A 24871-nucleotide genomic window follows, 5' to 3' on the forward strand; every position below is an offset into this window, starting at 1 on the left:
CGATGTTGCTTCGGCCCAGCCTCTGTGTGGCTCTTGCCGTGGCTTGCCTCGGCGGGCCCTTCTCTGCCTCCGCGTCGAGCCTGAAGACGGAACGGCAAGTTGACAAGCTGGCGGCGCAATGGCGGGGCGGCGACGGTGCGGTGGCCCATGGGCCGGCCGGCGCCGTGGCGATGATGTATGGCGAGACGCAACCGGTCCTGCAGTGCAAGCCGCTCAATATCTGCGCGATCCGCCTCCAGCCGGGCGAGCGGCTGACAGAAGCTCCGACCGTGGGCGACAGCGTGCGGTGGAGCGTCCAGGTGCGGGCGGGCGATGTGGGCGGGCTTCAGACCGTCTATATCGTGGCCAAGCCCGACACCACGGCCCAGCGGACGAGCCTCTTTCTCGTCACCGATCGCCGGGCCTACAGCATCGAGCTGGTGCCGAGTTTCCGGGGCTATACGCCGCTTCTGTCGTTCAAATACCCCGGCGATATCGAGGCGGAGAACAAGGCGCGCGTCGTGGCGATGCGGCAGGCGGCCGAGGTGCGCGCGGCGGCCAGGACCGCCCATAGCCTCGTGGTCCAGGGCTACGAGATCCCGGCCGCCAATCTCGACTTCAACTACACCATCAAGGGCCACGCCGCCTTCCGGCCGGCGCGCATCTTCAACGATGGCCACAAGACCTACATCGACCTGCCACCCGGCTACGCGGGCGATATGCCGGTCTTTCTGGAACTGGCCGGGCAGGGCAGGGGAAAGGGAGCGATCGTCAACTACCGGATCGCCGGCCAACGCTACATCATCGACAAGGTGGTCACCTCGGGCGAGCTGACTGTCGGGGTGGGCGGCCAGACCGAGACGATCCGCTTCACGCAGGGAGGGCACTGAGATGCAGCTCTCGCTTCGCCCCGCCGCGCTGATCCTCGCTGCAGCCTGCCTGACGGCACTTGGCGGCTGCGCCAATGCCCCTACCACCGATGCTCCCGGCCAGGAGGCGGCCAAGCTCACGAAGACGCAGGAATGCGCGGTGGGCTACGATCTCTCGCGCCAGATTTACCGGCAGGCCCGGGTGGATGGAACGATCCTTCATGTCCCCAAGGACCTCGGCCCCTGCGGGCAATATGCGATCCACTACCTCCGGCTCGCAGGCTACGCGGTTGTCGCGGATGGCTCGGGTCAGAACGCCTTCACGGTCGATACCTACGTGCTCGACGGCGGGGAGGGGTTCGTTGCGACGGCAACGCTCCCCAGCCTGAAGGTGACGCGGGCCTATCGCCCCGGCGATGGCGGCGTCTATGCGCTCTCGCCCGCCTCGGTCATCAAGACGCCGGTCGAATGATGGGCACGCCGATCAAACGGAGCCTCCATGCGCCGGTCCTCTGGGCCGGCGTGGAGCGGGTGCCGGGCATCGTTCTGGTGATGCTCTGCCTGACGCTCACCTTCGCGGCGGTGATGCTCGGACCCATCTGGCTGATCCTCGTTGCCATTGCGGGCTTTCTCGCGGGCTGGTCGGCGCTGCGCGTGCTCGCCGAACGCGAGCCGATGTTCTTCCAGGTCGTTCCTCGCTGGCTCTTCCGGCGGGCCGATATCTACAGGGCGGTGCGCAACATTGACGACAAGTAAGAAGACCTTCGCCGAAGAACTGAACTGGTACGGCCTCGTCGCCGAGGGCGTGGTCCTTTGCAAGGATGGCTCGCTCCTGGCCGGATGGCACCTGCGCGGGACGGACACGGAGTCGCTGGCGCTCGATGTGATTGATGGCCGGACAACCGCCTTCGCCCGCTCCATCGCCGAGTTCAAGACGGGGGAGGCCTTCTGGATCGACCTCGCCCGACGCCCGCTTAGGACCTACGCGACCAATGAGCGCGACTTCCCCGTGCCTGTCCTGCAGGATCTCGAACGCGAGCGCGCAGACTACTTCCGGCAGCGCGGCGATGAGAACTACGCCAATGCCCTGACCCTCGTCTACCAGTGGCAGCCCCCGGCGGGGCCTGCGAGCGTGGAAGAGGCGATCGATGCCTTCAAGGAACGCTGCTGGTCCGTCGAGGGGCGCTTCGGCAGCCTCTACCGGCTAAAGCGCATGGGGCTGATCGAGGCCGAGATCGACCACCACGGCAGCCGCGTCCAGTTCGATGAACTCGTGGGCCGGCTCTCCTCGGGGATCTCGGGGCGGTTCCGGCGCGTGAGCGTGCCGCAGATTCCGGTCTATCTCGATGTGATCCTCGCGCCGGAATGGGAGCATGAGACGCCGCGGCTCTTGCCGATGGTGAGCGGGCGGCCTGCGGCCTTCATCGCGATCGACGGCTACCCTTCGGAAAGCTCCCCAGAAATGCTCGCGATGCTGGAACAGCTCGCCTTCGAGTATCAATGGACGACGCGCTTCATGCCGCTCTCGGGCAACAGCGCGCGCAACGAGATCGGCAAGCGGGTGCGGGCCTGGGGGCAGGGCAAGACCAGCCTGCAGGGCCAGCTCAGCCGCAACGGCGCGGGTGTTGTCTCAAGCTTCACCGCTTCCATGGAGGCCGAGGCGCAAGAAGCGCTCTCCGACGTGGACAGCGGCGATCTGCGCTACGGCTTCTTCAACACCACGCTCGCGATCTTCGGCGATATTGGCGACGAGGAAACGGCGGTGCGGCGGCGCGCCAATGCCGTGATCGAGGCGCTTGGCGAGCTGGGCTACGGCGCGCGGCTGGAGACTTACAACGCCTTCGAAGCCTTCCTCTCGGTGCTGCCCGGGCATCGGAAGGAGAATGTCCGCCGCGGAGTCCTCTCGGCCAAGAACTTCGCAGACCTGATCCCGATCGGGAGCGTCTGGGCAGGCGAGCCGCAGAACCCCTGCAACAAGTTCCCTGCGGGGAGCCCGGCGCTGCTGCGCGCTCGGAGCCGGACGGGCGAGCCGTACTTCTTCAACCTCCATTCCAAGGATGTTGGGCATACGCTGATCTTCGGGCCGACAGGGGCGGGGAAGTCGGTCCTGCTTGGACTGATCGCCTCGAACTTCCTCAAATACAGTGGCGCGCAGGTCTTTGCTTTCGACAAGGGCCGCTCGATGCAGGCGCTCTGCCTTGCGGTCGGTGGCGAGCATCACCTCCTCGGCGAAGAGGGGGCAGGGCTCGCGCCCATGCGCGCGATCGGCACGCTCGGCCGGTCCTGGGCGGAGGAATGGATGCAGACCCTAGTCCGGCTGGGCGGGGTGGAGCTGACCCCGGCGCGGCGGCGCGAGATCACAAGCGCGCTCGCGATCTTCGGCGGGGTCGAAGGCGACGGCATGGCGACCTTCGCCACGATGGTCCAGGACGATGACGTCAAAGGCGCGCTGGCGCCCTACCTCACGGGCGGGGCCTATGACGGGCTCCTGAATGCCACTGAGGACTCGATCCGGCTTGCGGGCTTCACGGTCTTCGAGACGGAAAAGCTCTTCGAGGTCAACGAGGCCATCGGGCTTCTGACCATCGACTACCTCTTCCGCATGATTGACAAGCGCCTCGACGGTCGGCCGACGCTGATCATGCTCGATGAGGCCTGGTCCTACCTCGGCCATGACGTGTTCCGCGCCCGGATCAAGCAATGGCTGCGGGAGCTGCGCAAGCGCAACGCCAGTGTCGTGATCGCCACGCAGTTCATCGGCGATGCGGTCAATTCCGAGCTGTCCGGGGCGCTCCTGCAGAGCTGCCGCACGCGGATCTTCCTGCCCGACCCGGCCGCGAAGTCGCGCGAGTCCCTGGCCTTCTACCAGGCCCTCGGTCTCGCGGAGGCCCAAATCGATCTCGTGGCCGGGATGCAGGAGAAGCGCGACTACTACGTCATCAAGCCGGAAGGCCGGCGGATCGTGGACTTCGCGATTCAGCCGCGCGCGCTCGCGCTCCTCGGGGCGACGGATGCCGAGGATAGCGCGCTGGCGCTTGAGATGGCCCGCTCAGGAGACGGCCAGTGGTGGCGGAACTTCATCGACAGGAGGGTTACGACACATGGCTGAACCAGGACGGACCGCGCAGGGAACCGCCGCGCTGATCGCCGTCGCCTGCCTTGCGCTGGCAGGGCAGGCGGAGGGCGCCCCCAATCCCCTCGTTGCGACGGAGCCGACGCAGCTCGCGAACAACGCCGAACTGGTCGATCTCGCCGGAAGCTCAACAAAGCAGATCGCGCTTGAGGCCAAGCAGCTCACGCAACAGATCAACCTCGTTGCGGGCCAGCTCAAGGCCTACAAGAACATGCTGCAGAACACGGCCAACCTGCCGAAGACGGTCTGGGGCGATGTGACCGGCAGCCTCTCGAAACTCCGTGGCGTCATCCAGAGCGCCAATACTCTCGCCGCGCAGGGGGCACAGCTCGACACGCTCCTAAAGAGCAACCTCGTCAGCGATCCGCTCTATCAGTCGAGCCCGCTCTCGCAGGCGAACTACAGCCAGCGCTACGATCAATGGGTGCAGGACAGCCAACACGCGCTGACCGGCGTGCTCTCGGCCAACAAGGCCACGATGCAGGACGTCGGCACGGAAAGCTCGCTGATCAACACCATCCAGACCCAGGGCCAGTCGGTGCAGGGCCAGGTGCAGGCCATTCAGGTCGGCAATGAACTCGCCGCCTCGACCGCCCGGCAGCTCGCCTCGCTTCGGGCGCTGACGGCCGCGCAGAACGAACAGACCTCGGTCTTCCAGGCGCGCTGGCTCGCGCAGGAGAACGCGGGCGAGGTGCAGGACGAGAACATCAAGAACACGCCCCCGCCGGACTTCGGTCACTGGGACCTGAAGAAGGCCATCATGGGCGATGGGGGCAGCAAGTGATGCGAGGCCGTCGTTCAAGCCTCCCGGTCCTGGCCCTTGGTCTCGCGGCGGCCATTCTTCTGAGCGCCGCACCGGCCGAGGCGGCGGGCAGCCTGACGACCCCGGGCACGTTCATGAACATCCCGACCCTCTACCAAGAGGCGGTCGCAGGCGTCGGAGCAAACCTCGCCTCCTATGCCCGCAACCTCATGGCGCTTCTGGCACTGATCGAGCTTGTCTGGACCATCGGGCGCATCGTCGTGACCGGCGGAGATCTCGGCGAGATGCTTTATGCGGTCATCTCCCGGATGCTCATCATCGGCGCCTTTGTCTGGCTGACCGACGCGCTCCCGCAATATGGCGGCATGGATACCTTCGTCACCGACTTCGCGTCTCGCCTCTTCTCGGTCTCGACCGGCGACACCACCGGACCGATCGATCCGGGTTCGGTGCTGCACATCGCCGTCTCCTCGGGGCTCGAATTCTACAAGGCGGCTACGTTGGGAAATACTCTGGCAGCAATCATGATCATTCTCGTCAACACCGTGATCGGGGCGATCGTGGCGGCGTTCATGGTGCTGGCCTATGTCGAGATCCACATCCTCTTTGCCGGTGGGATCATTGCACTTGGCTTCGCGCCCTGGGGTGAGACGCGGGTACTTGCCCGCAACTTCCTCTTTGCGGCAATCGGCAAGGCGTTGAAGCTCTTCGGTGTCCTTCTGGTCGGCACAGCCACGATGACCGTGTTGCAAAAGGTCATTGGAGGGAGCGACTGCGTAACCTGCCTGGCTGGCCCGATCATGATGAAGGCCTTGCTCACAACGGCCGTCCTCGTGGTCGGTGCGATCATCATCATCTTGGTGCCGCCCGCGCTGGAGCACATCGTCATGTCGGGTCCTGGGTCCCGTTCGGGGATGAGCAGTGTCGGCGCTTTCGCGGGCGGACTTGCCGGAGGCGCGATCGGCGTCGCAGCCACCAGGACCGCCGGCGGCGTGGCCCGGACGGCCGCCGCCGGCTTCGGCGCGATGACCTCGGCCCCGTCGAAGGCCCAAAGCAACATCGCGGCGCTGGCCGCGAACGCAAAAGCCAATGCAGGTAAGGGAGAGGGATCGTGAGCGAGGAATATTTGCGCGCGCGGAAGGAATGGGACGATCGGTTCCTCGGCCAGCAAAAGACCGTCCGGTTGCTCGTGGCGCTTTCAGGGGGCTCGCTCCTGATAGGCGCGATGGGCCTTGGCTTCGGAGCCTGGGCGAGCGTCAACAGCCGCTTCGTTCCCTATGTCGTGGCTGTCGATAAGATCGGACACACGGTGGTCGCGCCCTCCCCGAAGGTGGTGAGCGGCTGGCCACCCGCGGTCATTCGCCGCGAGCTCGCCGACTTCGTGGTGAACCTGCGCACGATCACGCCCGACCTCGCCGTGCTGCGGCGGCAAGCGAATGAGGCGGCGGCCCATCTGCATCGGGATGCGCCGGCCTTCCAGATGATCGCGGAATACTTCCACACCGCCGGGCACTCGCCGATTGAGGAGGCGAAGACCAAGACCGTCTCCGTCGATGTGTCGAGCGTCAACCACATCGGCGGGTCGAGCTGGCGCGTCGAATGGACGGAGACGACCTACGGGCGGCAGGACGCCCGGCTGCTCGGCCGGCACAACTACGTCGCCACGATGATCGTCACCCTGTCGCCGGTCCACAGCGCGGCTGCGCTGCAGAGCAACCCGCTCGGCCTCTTCATCCAGGATATCGATATCGAAGAGGTGCATGTGTGACCCGCAAGCATGTCGCCATGGTCGCGTTCCTCGGCTCGCTCGCCGTCTTCGGGCTCTTGATGTTCGCGCTCTTCCACAGCAGCCCGGATACGCAGGCGGCCGCCTCGGCCGCGCCGGCTGCCCAGCCGAAAAGCGGCGGGCCGACTGCCTCGTCCAGCTCGCTGATGGGAGATAGCAGCGGCCATGGCATGGTGGCGGATCAGGGCCAGACCACAATGCCCACCGCCACCAAGTCGGGATCGATGAGCACCAGCGTCTCCGCGAATGCCAAGCCAGATATCTACGCGCAACACGCGCGGGACATGGAGAAACAGCGCCTAGCGGAGGAGCTGAGTGAGGCCGCGAAGACCGAACAGAAACGGGTCCTCGCCTATGACTCGCCGCTCAGGAAGGGGAACTATCGCCCGTCGCTCGCGACCGCCGGCAATGGCGATACCGCGCGGACCAGGACCGAAGCCCCCGCGACGACCCCGGCCGCCAATGTCGCCGCCCCGTCGCGCGAGGCGAGGGCCGCGGGAACGGCACATCCTCACGCCGAGGGACAGGACATGGCCGCCGTCCAGCAATCGGCCGGTCCCGATGTGGGCTATCTCCGCTATGGCCGGATCGCGCCGCGCTCGCCCGATGAGATCAAGAAGGGCTCTGTGATCCCGGCCGTCCTGCTCACCCCAATCAACAGCAACCTGCCGGGGAATGTCACCGCCCAGGTGAGCGAGAATGTCTACGACAGCAAGACGGGCGGGACGCTGCTGATCCCGACCGGGAGCCGGCTCTTCGGGACCTACAGCGCAAACGTCAAATACGGGCAGGACCGCGCGGTGGTGCTCTGGTCTCACCTGATTTTCCCGGACGGCTCGACGCTACTCCTCGAGGACCAGATGGGCACCGATGCTTCGGGCCAGAGCGGGTTCCACGATATTCGACAGGGGAACTTCCTCCGGATCCTCGGGGCGAACTTCCTCTTTTCCATCGTCGGCGCCGGGCAACAGGCCTTCGAGGCGCGCCTGCAGAGCGGGATCTCCGGCTCCGCCTCCACCACCTCGGCCCTCGGCAACCTCGTGAGCGGGGCTGCGGGCCTCGCCGCCGGCAATGCCGCAACCTCGGCCGCCGGGGTTTTCAACAACCAGAATGCCAGCGTGGCACCGACGCTGATCATTCGAGCCGGCTATCGCTTCAACGTCCTCTTGGCCAAGGACATCGTTCTGAAGCCGTGGAGAGGTCAATGACGATCCCCTTTACGGACGATCACCTCGCCACCATCGAAGACCTGCGGACCAAGGGCGAGCGCGTCTTCGTCCATCTCGATATCTACGGCCGGGTGATCCGGATCGATCGGCATCCGCCCGGCAACTGGATCGCGCCGACCTACGAGATCGACCGCAATGGTGGGCTCCGCCTATGCTGAGGCGCGGGACGATCCGGAGGGGCCTGGCTCTCGGATTGACGGCGGGCTTCATGGCTCAAGCCGCCCTTGCCGCGCCGCAGTCGGTCCCGAGCGCGAAAGCGCGCGGCCTCATGCGCTTCATTGGCGCCCTCGAAGCTCCCGGCGGCTACGACGACTTCTATCGTGGGGTCTCGTCACCGCCGCCCGCGCCGCTCTCGACGATGACGATCAACTCAGTACTGGCGTGGCAGGCGCGCGTGACAAGGACCTCGCGCTCGGCCGCCGCGGGGCGCTATCAGATCATCCCCTCAACGCTTCGCAAGCTCGTTCGGGAGATGGGGCTGACGGGCAAGGAGGACTTCGACGCGACCCTGCAGGATAGCATGGCGCTCCGCCTCCTGACCGATGCGGGCTGGACCCCGAATGCCGCCCCCACCGACGCGCTCGGCTCGTCGCTCGCAAGGGTCTGGGCCTCTCTGCCGCTCCTGGGCGGCGCCGATGAAGGCCTGTCAGCCTATGACGGCATCGCCGGCAATCACGCTCTGACCACGCCCTCGATCTTTCGCAACGTGCTCGCCCATGGCGACAAGCCGAAGGTTGTGCAGGCGGCGATCCGGGCCTCGGGCAAATCGGTGCGCGTCGAGGACAGTCAACCTGAGCCCCATGCCACGCCGGAGCCCTTCGCCCGGCTTTGGCAGGTGGGCGCGCCCCACGCCTTCGGGGCACGGCAGATCGCCGGTGGCCGTCTCGCGGCCAGCAAGGTTGTCGTCTTCACCAACGATCCCTTCGCGGTCAATTGAAGGGGCGGCGCACATCCCCCGCCATCCTGGCGCTAGAGGCCGAGGCGGCCGGGTTGCGCCGCGCGGGCGAGGAGCGGCTGATCCGGATCGCCGCCCAGCTCAACTTCTTCGAGGCGGTCGTGCCGAATGCGGCTCTGGTCGAGGCGCTGAGTGCCGCGATGCTGCGCCAGCCGCGCGACCCGGCCCGCCCGCCAAAGGTCTCCCTCAACAAGCTCGGCAAACTCAACGACAGGATCCGCATGGCCAGAACACGACAAACGCGGGAAGAACGCGCGCGCGATGCCCGCCGTAAGATCCTCCTCGGCAGCTTTCTGATCTCCGAGTTCGAGTACGATCCGGTGTTCCTAGCAAGGATGCGCTCGAAACTCTCTGACTTCCTCGATCTCCATAGGGACCCGAACGTCCGCGCAGGGAACCGGGAGTTGTTGGCGGATTGGCTGACGAAGGAGACGCCCGGTGAGTGAAGTTGCGGATCGTCTGAAGATCGTTCTCGCGGGCTCGGCGGGTCTTGGCACAGGCGCGGTTGCGATGTGCGGATGGGGCATCGGAGCGGCCCTCGATGCGCGCTACGGCATCTCCATGGGAGGCGCCCTCTGGGGCGCGCTCGGAGCGGGCATTGGCCTGATCTTTCTCGGAACCGTCGCACTCCGGCCGGCCTTCGAGCCGGGGATGTGGCGTCTGGTCCCATCGGTGTCGCTCTCGATGCTCGGAACCACCTTCCTGATCGGCCCGGGGGGATCGAGCGGCTTTCCTCTGGTGCCGCCGGGCAGCCCGTGGAGCATGGAGGCTGCCTGGAGCCTCTTCCTGCACGGCGAGAATGCGCTCACGCCCTTCGGATGGTCCCTCTTCGCGCTCAGCGCCGTGAGCTTCCTGATCGCGGTCGGAGGCCTCGGCTGGACCGCACGGCTCTTCGAGAACTGGCAACGCGAGCTGAGCGGAGGGACGGGCGCCGAGAAATACCGCTCGAAGAGCGGGGTCTTCGGTAATGCCCGCCTGGCGGTTTGGAATGACATCAAGGATTCGGTCGAAATGGGTCGCCGGGACGGCTACCCGATTGGCGAGGATAGTGATCCCCGCAAAAATTCGAAGATCTTCAATCCCGAAAACCCGAAAACCTGGGGCATGGGCGGCAAGGGTGAGTTGATCCGAATGTCCGGAAAATTCCAATCCGGGCATATGTTGGTCTACGCCGGATCCGGCATGGGGAAGACGAGCGCCATTGTAATCCCGACACTTCTCGACTCCGATGTATCGGCCATCACGGGCGACCCTGAAGGCGCCGCGCTCAATATTGTCCGTGGGCCCCGGGCGGCCAGGGGCAAGAAGATCCGCGAGATCAAGGTCGGGCACGGGTTCGACGTGCTGAAGCTGCTCGAACCCTGGCTGCGGGAAGACCCCACCGTCTACGTGGATCTCGCTGAGATGATCGTGGACGAGCACAAAATGAACGAGTCCGATGTTGGGGGGTATTTCAAGCAAGAAGGCATCAATGTCATCGCGGCCCTCCTCGAACACTTCGTCAACGCGCGCGCCGAAAAGCCGCTTGTCGAGGTCATCAAGATCATCGCGAAGTCGCAGGAGAACTTCAAAGACGCGGTTTCGAGGATCGCTCAGAACTATCAAGAGGGGACCAGGACCAATCTCAGCCTCGGCAGCTACGAGAGCGTGGATAGCCGCTTCTACACCAGCTTTTCGAACACTGTGCGCCAGGCGCTCGATTGGACCAAATACCCCGACTACCTAGCCGTCGCCACGGTCGAGCCGGAGGGTGAGCCGGAGATCCTGCATCCAGACACCGATGTGTTCATCACAATGTCCACCAGGGACATGACCCGGTACCCAGGCCTGATGCGGATCATTTTTGGCGCGATTTCCTTCTGCGCGTCGAAGGGGGCTATGGGCGAGCGGCTGGTGATCGTGGATGAAGCGGCAGCACTCGGCCGCATGAAGGTCTTCGAGACAATCCTCCGCGAACAGCGAAAGAAGGGCGTTCGACTGGCGCTGATCTACCAATCGGAGGGGCAGCTTCGGGAGGCCTATGGCCCGGGCGGCGCCGACAGTTGGACGGATGGTGTCGCCGCGCGCCTCTACAGCGGCGTCGAAGCGGGCAGGAACCTGGAAGAGCTGTCGAGACTGATCGGCAACTACACCGCCGAGGTCGCCAGCAACAGCCGCTCCACCTCCGCGCGCGGCTTCGGGATTTCGAGCCAAGGCACCAGCAAATCGGACTCGGTCTCGCCCCATAAGGTGGCCTTGATACCCCCGGACGATCTACGCGCCCTACCGCTGGATGGCTGGCTCATCTTCTTTAGAGGGCTTCGACCCATGGTCATCACGAAGGCGTTCTGGTTTCGACGGAAGGAATGGGTCGCTCTTGTTGAGCGCTTCCGCTAACGCTCCGCATGCAAGGGCAGGGGGATGGATCCCCCTGAACCCGGTCCTCTGCGCGGGGGCAGTGTCCGCTGGTGCAGGCGCAAGTGCGTTCCTCCCGGGCCTACCCCTGACCGGCCTTCTCCTCCTGCCGATCGCGCTTGCCTATACGCCCCGTCGGAAACACAGGCTCGGGATTGGACTCTGCTTTTGCGCCACCATGGGCCTGCAGCTCGTCGGTCTCTTGACTGGATATGGCTTCGGCCTGGAGTCGGTGGTTGTCTGCCTCGCGCTCGTGACGATGCTTCAGGCGCTCGTCATGGCCCTTCTGCCGCCGGTTCTTGCCATGGTGGTGCTGACGGCGAGCCCCGTCTTTTGGGGTCATCCGATTTTCGCAGTCTGGGAGGTGTCGCCGGTCCATGGCGCGGCGGCCGTGACCCTCGGGGCGGGGATCATCGCGCTGCTGTCGATCCGGAGAACAGCTGTCGTAGGGATTTGTCTCTACACCCTCTGCTGGGTGGCGCTGGTCTTCGGGGTGTCGACGTCGGCGAAGAGGGTGCCTATCCTCGGCCTCGCCACTGCATTCACCTCCCGCTCGGTACTGCCGGCGACGGATTGGGGGGGCATCGCCAGAAAGGTCGGCCAAGTGCAAGGGAGAGATCTCCTTGCCGTCGCGCTCCCGGAGAGCACCATCGAGAACGACCGGACGCGAGCGGCTGAATACTTCCGCGGTGTCGCTGACCTGGTCGGGGTCAGCTTTCTGATCGGGGACAGCACAAAGACCGGCCAGGAGATCCTGCTCGTCCGGCCCGACCGCTCCGCCCCCAAGGTCGTATACCGCCAGCGCGTGCCGATCCTTGGCGTCGATTGGATGCCTTGGAAGCGCTCCGGAGCCGTGCCTGACTTCTGGAACAGCGGGGTGAAGCCGGTCGCGCTGGCGCCGGGCAGGACGCTGCGCCTCGGCTTCCTGATCTGCTATGAGAGCTACCTCGCGCTGCCGTGGGCCGAGACCATCGCTGCCGCGCCCGCGGCCGTCGTCGTTGTCGCAAATGATCGGTGGTCGCGGAGGTCGGCTTATCCCCTTGCGGCCTCGAAGATCCGGGCTGCCGCGACGCGTGCATCCGGTGCCGCGATCATCTTTGCTGAGAATCGCTAATAACTAATGCCGTAGTCGGTCCAAGAGGGTTAAAGGGAGCTTGTGAACCGGTGAGCGGTGACCATGTGGGCGATGTCGGCACGCGCATGAACATGGTACGGAGTTCAACTCACTCAGATGTCAAATCGTTGTTTCCCATGTCATGGGATCCAACAATGACGACTGCAGATGGGCTGCCCCAGCGAAGACTCTCCAAAGAACCGCTCCGGGCCAGCACGATTGTCGACCTGATCGGCGTCGGCCCGTCAAAGCATGACGCCTACGAGGGGCGTACAGAGATCAAATACTCTTACATTGATGGGAAAAAGCAGGGTCGGGGCATCGGGCGACGCCTGCTGACTGGCGTCCTAAGACGCGAGCTGGGCCACGTCCTTCCAGATTGCGGTAACTTGGCTGGCAAGAGTCATCGCATCAAATGGTTTTGGTATTATCTCCACTGCTCCGGCCTCGCGCAGCCGCTGGATAACCTCGCCGTCGTCCACGGCAGTGAGAAAGATAGCCGGCGTTGCCTTGAACAGAGGGATCTTCCTAAGTTCCGCCAGCAACTCTGCACCCGTCATCCCTGGCATCATGTAATCAAGCAAGAACACGTCAGGGAGGAAGCCTGGGGCTTGCCTCAGGGCTTCCGCTCCGCTGGCGCTCTGTGCGACGGTGAGGCCGCCGACCAGTTCGAGCGCGAGGTTCGCGACCTCGAGGATATCGGTGTCGTCATCGACATGGAGGATCCGAGGGGCCCGCATTGTAGGTCCTATACGTCGCGCCGATTGGGTTTGGCGGTGGCTGCGTCTCGCCGACACATTTGATCGAGGCCCGTCCATCGGACAGTTCTATTGGGCGGAGGTGTCAGATAAAACACGGGCCAGCTCGAAGAGCCGTCGGCGTTGCTGCTCTGGGATGGAATAGTAGGAGCGCAACAACTCGAGGGCCTCCCTGTCCGTCAGAACATCGCCCTGGACCAAGGCATTAGCCGCCTCGGCCTCCTCCTGACCCGCAAAGAAGAGGTCCACCGGGACCTCCATTGCATTGGCCATGTCCCAGAGGCGGGAGGCGCTAACGCGGTTCGTACCCGTCTCGTATTTCTGGATTTGCTGGAACCGGACCCCAACCTTTTCGGCCAATTGCTGTTGCGTCATGCCGATCTCCCAACGTCGTTGGCGGATGCGCTTGCCAATGTGGATGTCGGTGGGATGGGGCATCGAAAGGTCTTTCTTATTGTTGCATCTGCGGCGGCTTTGGTACGTCGACGTCCTCAAGCCGAAGACCTGGGCTGATGCACCGCTTGTGGGCATCGACCCAACTTTGCTCAGCCCACGATTGAAGGTCGCCATGAAGCGCCCGATCATGCCGTGCAGACGGTTTTCCAACTTGCCCTTGGCAAAGGATGTTCGGCCACCCACAACGTGATGCGGCTTCGGCAAGAGATTACGTGGATCGTTGAGCGATCCTCGGTTGAATAGGCGATTTGGGCGCGGCCCTCGTAACGGGTCGCGCGTGCCACGTATCGGATTCGTGTTCATTTCAGTCACGGCCGGTCGACAAGGTCTTCGAGGTTCAGTGGAGGCTTGCGGCCCGGTATGCGGCGATCATGTCGATTGGCGACTTCGGAACCCGCATGAATACGTCGCAGAGTTCGACCCATTCACATGTCAGATCATCATTCGCGACGTCGCGGGATCCGACAATCACGACTGCGGAGGGGTTCCGCCTACGGAAGTCCTTCAACAGATCAATGACCCAGTGCTGAGTGACGCAGTCACCCATGTGGAGAATGACCACCTGAACCCGTCGATCCGGTCTTATCGCCCCGAGCCCCCGCTCGAAGCACTCATCGAAAAATACGTCGCCAGCGTGCGCCATGAACACGTCCGAGCAGGTGAGAAAGTCCCCCTCTGAATCGCCGAGAACATGAACATCGCAGTTATGGAAAGCTGCCGGAACCTCGGTGGCGAAGCGCTTGACCATCGGATGGTCGTGTATGGAAGCGGGGATTGCAAATCGCTGGGGGTACGTCTGGCGGTTTGTCGCGCGGCGCGACTGCCGAACGGGAGTGGCTTTGTCGGCATATGGCTTCGCGTGGACACGTGCATTCATCATCAATACTCCCTAGAGCCCGGGCGACCGCCAAGGCTCCCTTCCGCCACCAGCATTTTCGCCGGCGGTTCAACCAGGTAGACAGATTTCAGGTCTCGTGGCGTCAAGCTATCAGACCACGGCACGACAGCTCGGAAATCAAACCAAAGTATGGGGTCGCGCGCCTGGCGCTGGCGCGAGGCGTTTACCAGGGTATCGCCCATATCGCCCGAGCGGTGCCTGGGTTGAAGCATCACGATGCCGGCGCCGATCCCGGGGCCGGCCGACTTTGTGTGAGCCTAACCACGTTTCCTTCGGGCGAGGCTGATGTGACCTCGCACATTCGGCTCGAACCATCGGGCTGTGAACGAGGTGACCTCGTGCGTCCTTCGGAAGTGCCAACAGGAGCCGATCAGTGCCAGATTACCAAGGCGACGGCCATAACAACCCCCAGAGCGACACCGGCCCAGTTCAGCATGGGGGACACATGACGGCAATACCCGCATCGGAGCTTGCCGTAGCGCATCATATGACCACACTGGCCACAGCGGAACAGGCGTATCGTCATCGCAATTGGCCCAGCCATAGGGAAGCTTTGCTTAGCGCCAGAGGGACATACCGGACGTTGGGACGTGACGGGTGCCGGTCGCGCTTGGCGTTGGTACGCCGACCCGAGTAGGAATCTTCGGCGGCCACGATCTCCAGACTCGGCATCGGTGCCGGCATCAGAGCGGCGTTGAACGCCTTTCCCCGCGGTGCTCTAGGATGATGTGTCAGTCGGAGAACCTGTGCATATGCAAGGCGGTAGAGAAGAACATTGGCAGCTGCCGCAAGCAGCACAACCGTCACGCTTGACCAGGCAAGCGCGAACGACATGAGGGCTGAGAGGAGCGGAAGAGCCCAGATGAAGACGCTCGACAGCGAATTCCGAAACACAGGGTTATCGATGCGACCCTTAAGCGCCTCAAAGGTTAGGCTGTGGAGATGCAGTCGGTCGGGCTGGCTGACTGCCGTCCGAGCCTTCGATAGCCGGCGCACAACGGAATAGAGCGTTTCGCTCACAGGATAGATGACGACCAGCAGTCCGATTGCGGGGGAGACATCCGCGTGCCGGGCAGGCAGTGCGATGGCAAAAGCCGCAACCAGAAATCCCAGCGCGTACGCCCCCGCATCGCCAAGGAAGATGCGACCGTGGGGAAAATTGATCAGCAAGAAGCCCATGACCCCTGCCATCGTCAGAAGGATCAGGGACACGAGCGCATAGTCATGCTCAACCGCAGAAATACAGCCCATTGCCGCGAGTAGGATCAATCCAGTTCCGCCCGCCAGACCATTGCAACCGTCGATAATGTTCATCGCATTCGCGACGCCGCCGATCGCAAGACCGGTGAAGCCGATTGCGACCACGGGTAGGCCTATAATGCTGTCGATCGGCCAAAGATCGAGGTGATGCAGAGAATAGCCCGTCACCTCGGCGAAGAGGACGCCCGCGGCGATGGTGGCGGTTAGGCGCACACGAACCGGGACAGTCTTGGTCAAGTCCTCCCACAGGCCTGCAGCGAAGGCCGGTAGAGCGCCAAGCGCGAATATCCACCAAAGCGCGGCGCCGTGACCAAGCGTGGCACCGCCGAGGATCAGGCCGCTAGCAAGCCCAATTCCGCCAATGCGAGGCACTGCCCCTTCATGGATCTTCTGCGCGCCATCGGTGAGGTCGTGTGTCAGATGGCCATGCAACTGCCCGGTGCGCACCAGCAACCAGCAGGCAAGGAGCGAGCCCGAAAACGAAATGACCTCTGGAGTCAGCCACATGCCCGCCAACCGATCTTCATGAATGATGCCAACGCGCGTAGGCATTGGATTGGGTTGCTTGTACCGCCCGACACCCCCAGCCATGCATCCTTGCCGTCAATGCCTTAGCTCGAGCGAAAGAGAGACACGGCACTTCGCCGTCATGCCATCGCCATCTGGTCCATATCGTCCCAAAGGAGGATGCCGCTTGCACTGGCAGTTCGGGGTCCCTCGGGCGCGGATGTCGATCGAGGTGAAGGCTTCTGGCGACACGACGCGGCGAAGTTTGGTCAGCGCCTCGTGCACTCGCCGTCAAGAGCGCGAATTCGAGGGCATTGGGTTTCGCGAAAGACTGGATCGACGCTGACCAGGGTGCAGTCTCTGTCTCTAGCGGGCCAATTGTCGTGGAGGGATGGCTGGGGTGGGGCGCGGGCAAGCAGAGTGGGGTTTGATGGTGCAAGGGCGGCGTGGGCGGAGCCGATCCGCGCTTCCCCTTACTCTTCCTTTAGTTGATTCGACCCATTTCGCCGTCAAATCCCCTGAATAATGCCTCTTTTCCCGTGAAATGGCTTCCGCAAAAACTTATATTTTACAACTTCCTAAATTTTCTCGCTCGCGCTGTTGCATGCATGCGACAGTTATATCCCAAAGGTTGCATTTTGGATCTATGTTTTGCGAGACGGAGTTGTCACTGCATCAAAGTCAACCCTAGCTAGAAATGGCGCCTAGAATGGGCGGCAATTTCTGAAATGAGACCCGTGTAGGGGTCTACGTGAGGTAAGAGCATGGTCCGTAAGTCTATCCACTACATTGCAAAATCTCTTTCGGTCTTTTCCCGCAACGAGGACGGCGCGACTGCCATCGAATATGGTCTGTTTGCTGCCCTGATTGCCGCGGTTCTGGTGGTGATCGTCGGCAACCTCGGGGTGGTCGTGCAAACCAAGTTCGCTAACGTTTGCACCGCACTCGACAGCACTGGCAACTGTGCAGTGCAGTGACGATCCGCACGATCGGCGTTCTGGCGCTCTCGGGGATCGGAGCGGCCGGAGTGGCCTGGGTCTATGTTCGTAGCGGCCCCGCACCGGTTCCGGCGTCGGCGGCCGAGAGTGTTGCGGTGTCGCCCGCGCAAACCGTGTCCGTGCTGGTGGCGGCCCGGGGCCTCAAGCCCGGAGACGTGGTCAGGGCGGCGGATATCGCCTCGGCCCGGCGCCCGAAAGCGGGGGTGCCTCCGGACGCCATACCGTCCGACGCTGTACATTTCGGTGGCATCACCGGCCGCGTGGTAAGGTATCCGTTGGCGCAGGGGGCGATCTTTGATCCGCATGATCTTCAGGCCGCGCCAAGCGTCGATGCGGCGCTTCTGGCGCGCGGCATGCGCGGCATCTCCATCGCCGTGACGCCACAGAGCGCCGTGGCTGGGCTGCTGACGCGTGGCGATTATGTCGATGTTCTATTGGCTTACAAGACAAGCTCTGGTCAGGAGGCGAGCCGTCGTATCCTCCAGGGGCTGCGGGTTCTGGCGACCGATCAGGACACTGCGGTGACCGGCATGCAATTTCGCACATGAGTTGTGGACCACAATGCAGGGGTGTCATTCTGAGTGTGCAAATAGCAATGACTCCGCGCAACCGACCGCCCGGAAAGTGTGGCTAGGACGACGGGTTTGGTCCAAACGTACCAACTCACACCCACCAAGCTGCCAAGAGTAAGCGGAAGAACCCCTTCGCACCTTAGTATGATCCTTCTCTTTTAGCCCTCCCGTCGGATGGCGCGGTCATCCGCAATCCGGCACAACCCCGGTTAGACGTAACTTCTGAGGTCATTCCGGCCTGAGGTATGTGCGTTTGGGGTGGGCAGGAGAGAAATAATGAACCTTATGGACCGCATGGAATACAGCGGTGTAGATGGTGCCACTGACTACGCCATCCCCACCCATTCCTGGAAGCACAAGGATACTCCGGTCTTCCGTTCCCGCCGGGATCCGGCAAATGCGCCTCGGCCGGAGAAGTCGCGGCTCTGGTCGGACCTGCCGGCTATCCCGGAGGAGATCATCGGCTGCGACCTGCACATCCTCGGGGATGTCGACGGTCAGATCCTCGGCTGCGCAGGCGTCATCCAAGCCATTGCAGCCAACCTGTCCTTCGATGTCAACGTGCCGCGTGGCCTGTCGCAGATCCCCATCGATGCCACACGCAAGCAATTCGTGACGGTGCAAGTCGACAACCGCCGCATCATGGGCCAGACCATCGACCTTCTGATGAACTTCCGTCGCCGCAACCCGTTCGCCGTTGTGGTCGCAGGCTCGCGGTATTTCGTGGAGGATGACCTGAGCCAGGAACGCTTCGCGATCTCGGATGCCTCGCTGCGGACGCCGAGCACGCCGGAGAGCATGGTTGCGGTATTCATGGCGGCCAAGAAAAATAACAAGCGAATGTTGCATATTTCCTAACGGTATTCCAAGAGACTCCGCCTACGATCCCTGAGGATTGTTGAGCAACGCTTGAGGCGGAGGATATGCAACGCAGATTTGTAATGAAGGTGCTCCGGGCTCTTCTTCTGTCGGCCTGCGTCGTGGGGGCATATTCCCCCGCAGCGTGTGCTGCGCCGGGCAATGAGGCGATCACCCTTGCGCAGCCGGTCATCGGAGCGTTGAAGAAGCAGGGCTATACGATCGTCAGCGTGAATACGACCTGGCTCAATCGAGTGCGCATTCGGGCTAAGAACGAATATGTGCTACGCGAGATCGTCGTAAGCCCGGCCACTGGCGATATTCTGCGCGACGCGATTGTGCGCCGCCTGCAGCCATTGCCGAAGTCCAAGCCTGACTCGCAGACCTTCATTCCTCTGCCATCTGCCGCGCCGTCGAATTCGGCGACCGACGCGGGTAAGTAGTATTAGCGCTTCGGGGGGCGCTCACGGATGCGGGTACTTGGACTGCGGTGGCCCTATGTCGTACTTCTGGTTCTGGTCCTGGTGATCCAGGCAGCCAGCGGGCTTTTCTTCGTCTTCAGTCTTGTCGCTGACGTCTTCCTGATCCGGGTGCCGTTCATCCCCTGGGAAGCCTACGAGATCCTGCAGATCCTGGCGAGCTTGGGCCTGCTGTGCGGCGTTCTCTGCAGCATCATCATGCTGGCGTTGACGGTACGCCGCTCGCGCCGGATCGAGGATCAGATCTCTGCCGTTGCTGGTGAATTCCAGAGCCATGTGGAGCGCCAGTTCCAGGCCTGGGGCCTGACGCCCAGCGAGCGCAGCGTGGCGCTGCTCGTCGTAAAGGGGTTCAGCAATGGGGAGATCGCCGAGATCCGGCGCTCATCGGAATCCACCATCAAGTCGCATGTCTCGTCGATCTTCCGGAAGTCCGGGCTGACAAGTCGGCAGCTGCTTGTCACAGGCGTGATCGAGGATCTGCTGGCAGCGCTCTCGCAGGATCCGGCCTGAGCAGCCATACCCTGTCCCCGACAGCTAAACAGATGAAAATGGGCCGGCCCTTGGGGGAGGGCCGGCCCAGGCGGTAAGTTCCGGCCCGAGGCGTGGAATGGCGTTGGGGGTCCTGCACCGGGCCGGAACCCCGGCGGCTTTTTGGTGTTATTAGAGGCCGCCACTCAATCCGGAAAGGACACCGCCGCCGGCTGCGGAAGTAACCGGGGCAGTGATCTTGGTCACCGCGGAGGAAATATCGATTGGCGAGCCGATGGGGCCCAGGCCGCCGGTCAGACCGCTGAGGGGGTTGCCACCACCCCCGGTCACGCCCGAGAGCCCGCCGGTGATCCCCGACAGGCCGCCGGTAACGCCGGAAAGTCCGCCGCCGTTGCCGAGATTGCCGGCGACATCCGTGATGCCGCTCAGGCTGTTCGTGAGGTTGCCGGGCTTGCCCACTGTGACATTGCCGCCGACGAGATGCCCGACATCCACCGGCCCATTTCCCGTGACCGCGCCGACATTTCCGCTCACGGTGCCGCCGAGTGCTGAGACCGAGGCATGGGCCAAGCCCGCGCCGCTGGTATCACCGACTGTCGCGCCGACGTTGGCCACGCTGCCGGACTTGCCGACCTGGGCGCCGACGGACACGCCTCCGCCGGAGCTCTTGCCAAGCGAAACAGACGCAATGCCGAGGTTCAGCGTTGCAGCGCTCGAGCCTCCTGCCAACAGAGTCAGCGCCGCGGCGCACATAAGCTGGGTTTTGAAAGTCATAATGTTCTCCTGAGGTTTGCCGAAGTTTGGGGAGAGCGCGGCCGGGCAGGTGGGGAAGGATGCAAGGCCGGGCCGCGCTCTGGCGCAAGGTCGATAGGCGGGCCGGACGGGCCGGCAAAATCCGACCCGCCCGGGAGAGTGGGGCCGCCTTACCGGTTCTGCGCCTGTTGGATGATCGCGCGGACCCGAGCGCCGTTGAGCGGCACCTGTACCGCGCCGCCGACCACGCGGAAGGCGCCGTCGTTTTTCATCGCCACACAGAAATTGTAGTGCGGCGTGTCCCGCGGCAGGGCAAGGAAGCGGATCATCTTGAGTGCACCGGTCTGGGAGACCTGCGCCTCCTGCACCACGCCGAGCGGGTGTGCCTCTGCATCAAGTACGGTGTAGTTGATGAAAGCCGGCCCAGTGCCGCGGCCGTCGTTGCAGGCTAGCGTGCCGTGCGCGCCGCCAGTGGGAACCGGATAGAATTGCTGCGGCGCAATCATGGAGTTGGCGGAGGCGAGCATCCCGTCCGCGCCAGGCACGAGATAACCGTTGCCATCTCCATGGCCACTGGTATCGCTCACCGAACTCGTGAAGCCGTTCGAACCATTGGACCCATTGCCGCCGTTCGAGCCATTGGATCCGTTCGAACCGTTGCCACCGCCAGCGCCGTTGCCACCGCCAGAGCCGTTGCTGCCGCCGCCGTTACTGCCCCCACCGTTGTTGCCGCCACCGTTGTTGCCACCGCCGTTGTTGCCACCGCCGTTGTTGCCGCCACCGTTGTTGCCACCGCCGTTGTTGCCACCGCCGTTGTTGCCACCACCGTTGTTGCCACCACCACTGGTGCCCGACGGCCCGATGCTAACGCTCGCGACATTGCCGCCGGTGCCGACACCGACCGACGCGGTTGTGCCCAGCGTGCTCGCGCCAACGCTCAGCCCGCCGCCACTGGTACCGACCGACACGCTGGCAAGCCCGCCAAGGTTCAGTGTCGCGGCACGGGCCGGAAGGGGTGCACCCTGCCACGACCCGCCGACCGCCAGCGCAACGGCCGCGACCGACACCACCGAAACCTGTTTTTTCCCGAAGTTCATCATTGAAAGTCTCCAACGCCTTATTTGCACGCCCCCAACCCACCTCGACACAGCCAAATTACCGACGATTGACGGTTGCCTCGCCGAGGTGACGCTCATCGAGGCTAGTGGCTTGACGCTCCGGGTCTTGCCCGATGAACAGCGCGTGCCCGCCTCGACTAGGTTGACTATTCCCGGAGCGAATAGCGCTTTGAATTGGGCTCAGGTGCGATTCATACGAAAGTATGAGGTGCCAAAAAGATGGACGGCCTTGCCCCATCAGCCTGAAAGAATGAAAAAAGTCTCCGGTACGGGATTCCTGACTAAGGTTCTTTGACCTCGCGACTCCCAGACACGCTATTTCAATACAGCCATGGATCCTGGATTCTCCGCAAGCTGCCACATAAACGCCGCAATTCAAAAACAATATCGCCCTACGGGTGTGATTGTGTCAATCATAACAACCCGGAAGGTTGTTCTCGAACCTGCAAGATGTTGTGGAGAAATTAAGATGAGATCTGATTTGAATAGCTACAGGGAAGTGCCCGAATTTGCCGGAATCGAATATGACACGCACCCGTTTGCCCGCCTCCGCAAGCTGTCGGGTCGGGTCCTCCTCTCCGGGGCATTCCTTCTGGTAGCAACGACGGCGGCCACTGCCCTTAGCTTGTCGGTGGGGGGTATTTCGGCGTCGATTGGTGGTAACGGCTCAGGTGGTCTGGGGGTCGGCGCCTCTGTCGGGGGAAGCGGCGGCGTTAACGCTGGCGCGAGCATCGGCGGCGGTTCGGGTGCGAGCGTCGGGGCCAGTGTCGGCGGCAGCAGTGGCGTAAGCGCCGGGGCCAGCGTCGGCGGAGGCAGTGGCGCGAGCGTCGGAGCCAGCGTTGGCGGAAGCGGTGGCGTGAGCGCCAGCGCCAGCCTTGGCGGAGGCAGTGGCGCAAGTGTAGGGGCCAGCGTCGGCGGCACGGGCGGTGTGAGCGTCGGGGCTTCGCTCGGGTCCGGCGGGATTAGCGCGGGCGTCTCCGTCGGCGGAAGCAGTGAAAACGTCGGCGGTTCGACCGGCGGCCAGGTGGGCGGCGGCCAGGCGGGCGGCGGCCAGACGGGCGGTGGCCAAGCTGGCGGTGGCACGACAGGCGGCATCAATTCGCCAGGCGGGAACGCGCTCCAAGGGGTGACCGAACCCACGCGCGGCCAATATCTCGCCGCACGTAACCAGATCTGCGGCATCTTTGGCAACAGCGACGCCTTCGTCGGCCGCGTCCTCTTTTCCAAGGAGGGGTTGCCGATCGGCGTCATCCACGCAACCTGGCTGACGCCTCAACTGAAGCCTCGCAAGATTACCTTCGTGCCACTGAAGTCGGTTTCGCGCACAAGGCTCTGTGTCACGATCCTTGCCCATTCGGTCGAAACTGGCGCCAACGGCCTGCGCCTTCCTGTGACCGAGCAGGACATGGCCTCGATGCTTACAGCCTACACCAACCAACGTATGGCTGCCGCCGGCGGAGCCTGAATGTTTGGTGGGGGCGGGCAAGGCTCGTCCCCGCATCGCTTGAGTTTTGAGCAGATGCGCCCGCGAGAGGCGGGCCGGTTTCTGCGCCGCATCTGGCGCGCGCAGATCGCTGAAATACAGATCCACAACTCTGTTGGGAACCGCCGTTCAGCCTTCGGCAGGGTTGAGATCGAAGCCTTCGCCCGACGAGCCAAGGGAAGGGGTGCCGGCAGGCCGAAGTCCAACAGCGCTATCGCCTTAGGATGAGTCAACATTTGCCGGTCTTGCAGTGGTCGTCGGTGTGCCAGACGCAGCCCGTTAATCGGTTGCGCCGGCAGTAGTTGGCGTTGCAATACTGTGCCATCGGAACCAATCCCCGGCGCTCGCCGTTACGCGGATGCCCCATCCCCCGCTCTAGGACAGACATGGACGTTGTCGAAAAGTACCGCCGCAGAGTCGCATACCACGCCAAGCGCCATCGCGAGTCCATTGGTCTTTCCCAATCTGCCGTCGCGGAACGCATGGAAACGACTAACAGCCGAGTAAGTGCCATCGAGAACGCGCGCGTCTCAGTAGGGTTAGACACGTTGGCAAAGCTCGCAATCGCACTTGGCGTTGATGCCTACGAGCTTCTTCTGCCGATGTCTGAGGCCGGCCTAACAGCTGACGGCGGACAACCTTCTGAGCCTACTCGTCCTGCACGGCAAGCCTGAACTTGTACGCCGGGGTATCTGGCCAATGCCTTGTTCCAGATCTTTGCGCTGGCCAATGCCACTCTCTCCGGGCTTGAGATCGCCCAAGACTCCGCGCTGAGGTCCAAGACCTGCAGCGGCCTTGCGCCCTACGATCACATCTGCGGAGTCGGACATTCAGGGCCGGAAGGATTCATCGTCCACCCGATCCACCAGATGCTGAGGCCGAGCCGGTAGGGCCGCACATCCCTAGAAAGCTACAAAGTTGATGAGATCCGCTGATTGTATGGGGTGACTCGCGAGTGGGTGAAACAGCTGCTTCTAACCCGGCATCCGTCACCGAAGCAGTCAAGGTCATGGGCCTCGCAATCGACGACCAGTATTCGCGCAATATAGTAATGTATGGTGTGCATAGCACAATAGTATTGCCAATCGGATAACTCACTGTCATGACGGCCTCGTCCACCAGGGAGAGGCCTTCATGTTTGGCGCAATACGCCGCCCGATCGGCATCGCCACAGTTCTAATCGGCGTAGCCATGGCAAAACATGCCTTCGCTGCAAAGCTAATCAGCTGCCCGGATGCTGCTGCGATCATCAAGGCGGAGATGGTGACCAATCTGCGGTCGGTCGGGCAAAAGAAGCGCTTCGCTGAGTTGGTTGCGGCCCACTCCAAGGCACCGGCCATCCAGACAGCCGTACTCCACGAGGCGCCGCCCGCCGCGAGTCCGAACAGGTCTAAATGCACTCTGCGCTCCGTCACGGTGCGCCCGGGGGACGATGCCTATGGATTGGCTCGTCGGTACATGGGCGATGGAACAGCCTGGCCGCGAATCGTCGCCGCCAACCCCCAGCTCCACGGCTCGCATATTCTGATCGTCGGCAGCCAACTCAGGATCCCCTGCTCAGGTAAGGTAGCAGGCGGGACCATTGGCGCCGCGACCCGCGCTGCCCTTCATATCGTGCCCGACGCTGGCGGTGCCAAGGCCCCGACCATGCAGACGCCCAATGCGAAGCCTGCCGCGCCGTCCCTGCCGGTATGGCGCGCGCGCGGCGGTCAGTATCTCACCACCGTTGTCCGCGAGTGGGCGAAGAAGGCGGGTTACCGCGTCATCATCGCCACCAATGCAGATTGGAAGCTCGCCGTGCCGGTGGCGGTGCAGGCAGACTTCTCAGGCGCGCTGAAGATCCTCGTCGCGGGGTTCGACGATAGCGGAGCGCCGCCCTTCATTCAGATGTTCCCCAACAAAGTCCTCAAGATCGGCGGTGGCATGTAATGCGTCGGACGTTCCCCTCTCACGCCGTCTCGGCGTTGGCTCTCGCCTCGTGTCAACGGCGGCGACAAAACCGGCCATGTGGCGGCGTAAA

General features: G+C 63.4%; 27 protein-coding genes. 21 read left to right on the plus strand and 6 right to left on the minus strand.

All coding sequences use genetic code 11. The features are described 5' to 3' along the window. The first annotated feature begins 2 nt into the window (after positions 1-2). From EIP85_RS17720 to EIP85_RS17775, 13 genes are all read left to right on the plus strand, one after another. Positions 3-869, plus strand: a complete 867-nt coding sequence (locus EIP85_RS17720) for a TrbG/VirB9 family P-type conjugative transfer protein (protein ID WP_127903546.1) — start codon at positions 3-5, stop codon at positions 867-869. A 1-nt stretch (position 870) separates the two neighbouring features. Then, the gene (locus EIP85_RS22870; RefSeq protein ID WP_164871783.1) at positions 871-1320 is read left to right on the plus strand and encodes a hypothetical protein; all 450 of its coding nucleotides are present in this window, start codon (positions 871-873) and stop codon (positions 1318-1320) included. Next, complete coding sequence (locus EIP85_RS22875) at positions 1317-1604, plus strand: VirB3 family type IV secretion system protein (RefSeq protein ID WP_164871784.1); 288 nt, start codon at positions 1317-1319, stop codon at positions 1602-1604. The genes EIP85_RS22870 and EIP85_RS22875 overlap by 4 nt, the downstream gene beginning before the upstream one ends. Continuing rightward, a complete protein-coding gene (locus EIP85_RS17730; RefSeq protein ID WP_127903548.1) occupies positions 1591-3957 on the plus strand; it encodes a TraG/VirB4 family ATPase in 2367 nt (788 codons plus the stop codon). Before EIP85_RS22875 ends, EIP85_RS17730 begins: the two co-directional genes overlap by 14 nt. Then, positions 3950-4765: a P-type conjugative transfer protein TrbJ gene (gene trbJ, locus EIP85_RS17735; RefSeq protein WP_164871785.1), complete on the plus strand. Its 816-nt coding sequence runs from the start codon at positions 3950-3952 to the stop codon at positions 4763-4765. Before EIP85_RS17730 ends, trbJ begins: the two co-directional genes overlap by 8 nt. Then, on the plus strand, positions 4765-5859 hold the full coding sequence (locus EIP85_RS17740; RefSeq protein WP_127903550.1) for a type IV secretion system protein: 1095 nt from the start codon (positions 4765-4767) through the stop codon (positions 5857-5859). Before trbJ ends, EIP85_RS17740 begins: the two co-directional genes overlap by 1 nt. Next, positions 5856-6512: a VirB8 family type IV secretion system protein gene (locus tag EIP85_RS17745; protein ID WP_164871786.1), complete on the plus strand. Its 657-nt coding sequence runs from the start codon at positions 5856-5858 to the stop codon at positions 6510-6512. Before EIP85_RS17740 ends, EIP85_RS17745 begins: the two co-directional genes overlap by 4 nt. Then, positions 6509-7738: a TrbI/VirB10 family protein gene (locus tag EIP85_RS17750; RefSeq protein WP_127903552.1), complete on the plus strand. Its 1230-nt coding sequence runs from the start codon at positions 6509-6511 to the stop codon at positions 7736-7738. The genes EIP85_RS17745 and EIP85_RS17750 overlap by 4 nt, the downstream gene beginning before the upstream one ends. Beyond that, positions 7735-7917: a hypothetical protein gene (locus EIP85_RS17755; RefSeq protein WP_127903553.1), complete on the plus strand. Its 183-nt coding sequence runs from the start codon at positions 7735-7737 to the stop codon at positions 7915-7917. Before EIP85_RS17750 ends, EIP85_RS17755 begins: the two co-directional genes overlap by 4 nt. 50 nt (positions 7918-7967) lie before the next feature. Further along, positions 7968-8696, plus strand: a complete 729-nt coding sequence (locus EIP85_RS17760) for a lysozyme family protein (protein ID WP_127903554.1) — start codon at positions 7968-7970, stop codon at positions 8694-8696. Positions 8697-8749: 53 nt separating this feature from the next. Beyond that, a complete protein-coding gene (locus EIP85_RS17765; protein ID WP_127903555.1) occupies positions 8750-9160 on the plus strand; it encodes a hypothetical protein in 411 nt (136 codons plus the stop codon). After that, positions 9153-11090 (plus strand): type IV secretory system conjugative DNA transfer family protein, encoded by a 1938-nt coding sequence (locus EIP85_RS17770; protein ID WP_127903556.1) that lies wholly within the window; start codon positions 9153-9155, stop codon positions 11088-11090. Before EIP85_RS17765 ends, EIP85_RS17770 begins: the two co-directional genes overlap by 8 nt. A gap of 196 nt (positions 11091-11286) precedes the next feature. Then, on the plus strand, positions 11287-12222 hold the full coding sequence (locus EIP85_RS17775) for a carbon-nitrogen hydrolase family protein (RefSeq protein ID WP_127903557.1): 936 nt from the start codon (positions 11287-11289) through the stop codon (positions 12220-12222). A gap of 347 nt (positions 12223-12569) precedes the next feature. On the opposite strand, the gene EIP85_RS17780 is transcribed toward EIP85_RS17775, so the two are convergent. From EIP85_RS17780 to EIP85_RS17795, 4 genes are all read right to left on the minus strand, one after another. Next, positions 12570-13040, minus strand: a complete 471-nt coding sequence (locus EIP85_RS17780) for a response regulator (protein WP_338325355.1) — start codon at positions 13038-13040, stop codon at positions 12570-12572. 9 nt (positions 13041-13049) lie between these two features. Then, the gene (locus tag EIP85_RS17785) at positions 13050-13418 is read right to left on the minus strand and encodes a helix-turn-helix domain-containing protein (protein ID WP_127903574.1); all 369 of its coding nucleotides are present in this window, start codon (positions 13416-13418) and stop codon (positions 13050-13052) included. Positions 13419-13773: 355 nt separating this feature from the next. Beyond that, entirely contained in the window at positions 13774-14184 is a 411-nt protein-coding gene (locus EIP85_RS17790; RefSeq protein ID WP_127903559.1) for a hypothetical protein, read from the minus strand. 672 nt (positions 14185-14856) lie between these two features. Beyond that, positions 14857-16146, minus strand: a complete 1290-nt coding sequence (locus EIP85_RS17795; RefSeq protein WP_164871787.1) for an MraY family glycosyltransferase — start codon at positions 16144-16146, stop codon at positions 14857-14859. A gap of 719 nt (positions 16147-16865) precedes the next feature. Here EIP85_RS17795 and EIP85_RS17800 point away from each other — a divergent pair. The 5 genes from EIP85_RS17800 (at position 16866) to EIP85_RS17820 (ending at position 19518) form a co-directional block, all read left to right on the plus strand. Next, on the plus strand, positions 16866-17078 hold the full coding sequence (locus EIP85_RS17800; RefSeq protein WP_206615507.1) for a Flp family type IVb pilin: 213 nt from the start codon (positions 16866-16868) through the stop codon (positions 17076-17078). Continuing rightward, complete coding sequence (gene cpaB / locus EIP85_RS17805) at positions 17075-17647, plus strand: Flp pilus assembly protein CpaB (protein ID WP_164871788.1); 573 nt, start codon at positions 17075-17077, stop codon at positions 17645-17647. The genes EIP85_RS17800 and cpaB overlap by 4 nt, the downstream gene beginning before the upstream one ends. Before the next feature lie 300 nt (positions 17648-17947). After that, complete coding sequence (locus tag EIP85_RS17810; protein ID WP_127903562.1) at positions 17948-18529, plus strand: hypothetical protein; 582 nt, start codon at positions 17948-17950, stop codon at positions 18527-18529. Between the two features lie 83 nt (positions 18530-18612). Beyond that, complete coding sequence (locus tag EIP85_RS17815; protein WP_127903563.1) at positions 18613-18972, plus strand: hypothetical protein; 360 nt, start codon at positions 18613-18615, stop codon at positions 18970-18972. Positions 18973-18999: 27 nt separating this feature from the next. Beyond that, complete coding sequence (locus EIP85_RS17820; protein ID WP_127903564.1) at positions 19000-19518, plus strand: helix-turn-helix transcriptional regulator; 519 nt, start codon at positions 19000-19002, stop codon at positions 19516-19518. Between the two features lie 150 nt (positions 19519-19668). Here EIP85_RS17820 and EIP85_RS17825 read toward each other — a convergent pair whose 3' ends face one another. Both EIP85_RS17825 and EIP85_RS17830 read right to left on the minus strand, forming a co-directional pair. Beyond that, positions 19669-20271, minus strand: a complete 603-nt coding sequence (locus EIP85_RS17825; RefSeq protein ID WP_127903565.1) for a hypothetical protein — start codon at positions 20269-20271, stop codon at positions 19669-19671. A gap of 149 nt (positions 20272-20420) precedes the next feature. Then, entirely contained in the window at positions 20421-21350 is a 930-nt protein-coding gene (locus EIP85_RS17830; protein WP_127903566.1) for a hypothetical protein, read from the minus strand. A 487-nt stretch (positions 21351-21837) separates the two neighbouring features. Between EIP85_RS17830 and EIP85_RS23070 the strand changes: the two genes are divergently transcribed. The 3 genes from EIP85_RS23070 to EIP85_RS17845 all read left to right on the plus strand — a co-directional run bounded on the left by EIP85_RS23070 (position 21838) and on the right by EIP85_RS17845 (position 24780). Continuing rightward, on the plus strand, positions 21838-22833 hold the full coding sequence (locus tag EIP85_RS23070) for a hypothetical protein (RefSeq protein ID WP_206615573.1): 996 nt from the start codon (positions 21838-21840) through the stop codon (positions 22831-22833). A 404-nt stretch (positions 22834-23237) separates the two neighbouring features. Further along, positions 23238-23525 (plus strand): helix-turn-helix domain-containing protein, encoded by a 288-nt coding sequence (locus EIP85_RS23490; protein WP_127903567.1) that lies wholly within the window; start codon positions 23238-23240, stop codon positions 23523-23525. 460 nt (positions 23526-23985) lie between these two features. After that, the gene (locus tag EIP85_RS17845; RefSeq protein ID WP_127903568.1) at positions 23986-24780 is read left to right on the plus strand and encodes a TcpQ domain-containing protein; all 795 of its coding nucleotides are present in this window, start codon (positions 23986-23988) and stop codon (positions 24778-24780) included. The last annotated feature ends 91 nt before the right edge of the window (positions 24781-24871 follow it).

It is taken from the genome of Solirhodobacter olei (assembly GCF_004010155.1).
GTDB classification, from domain to species: domain Bacteria; phylum Pseudomonadota; class Alphaproteobacteria; order Rhodobacterales; family Rhodobacteraceae; genus Solirhodobacter; species Solirhodobacter olei.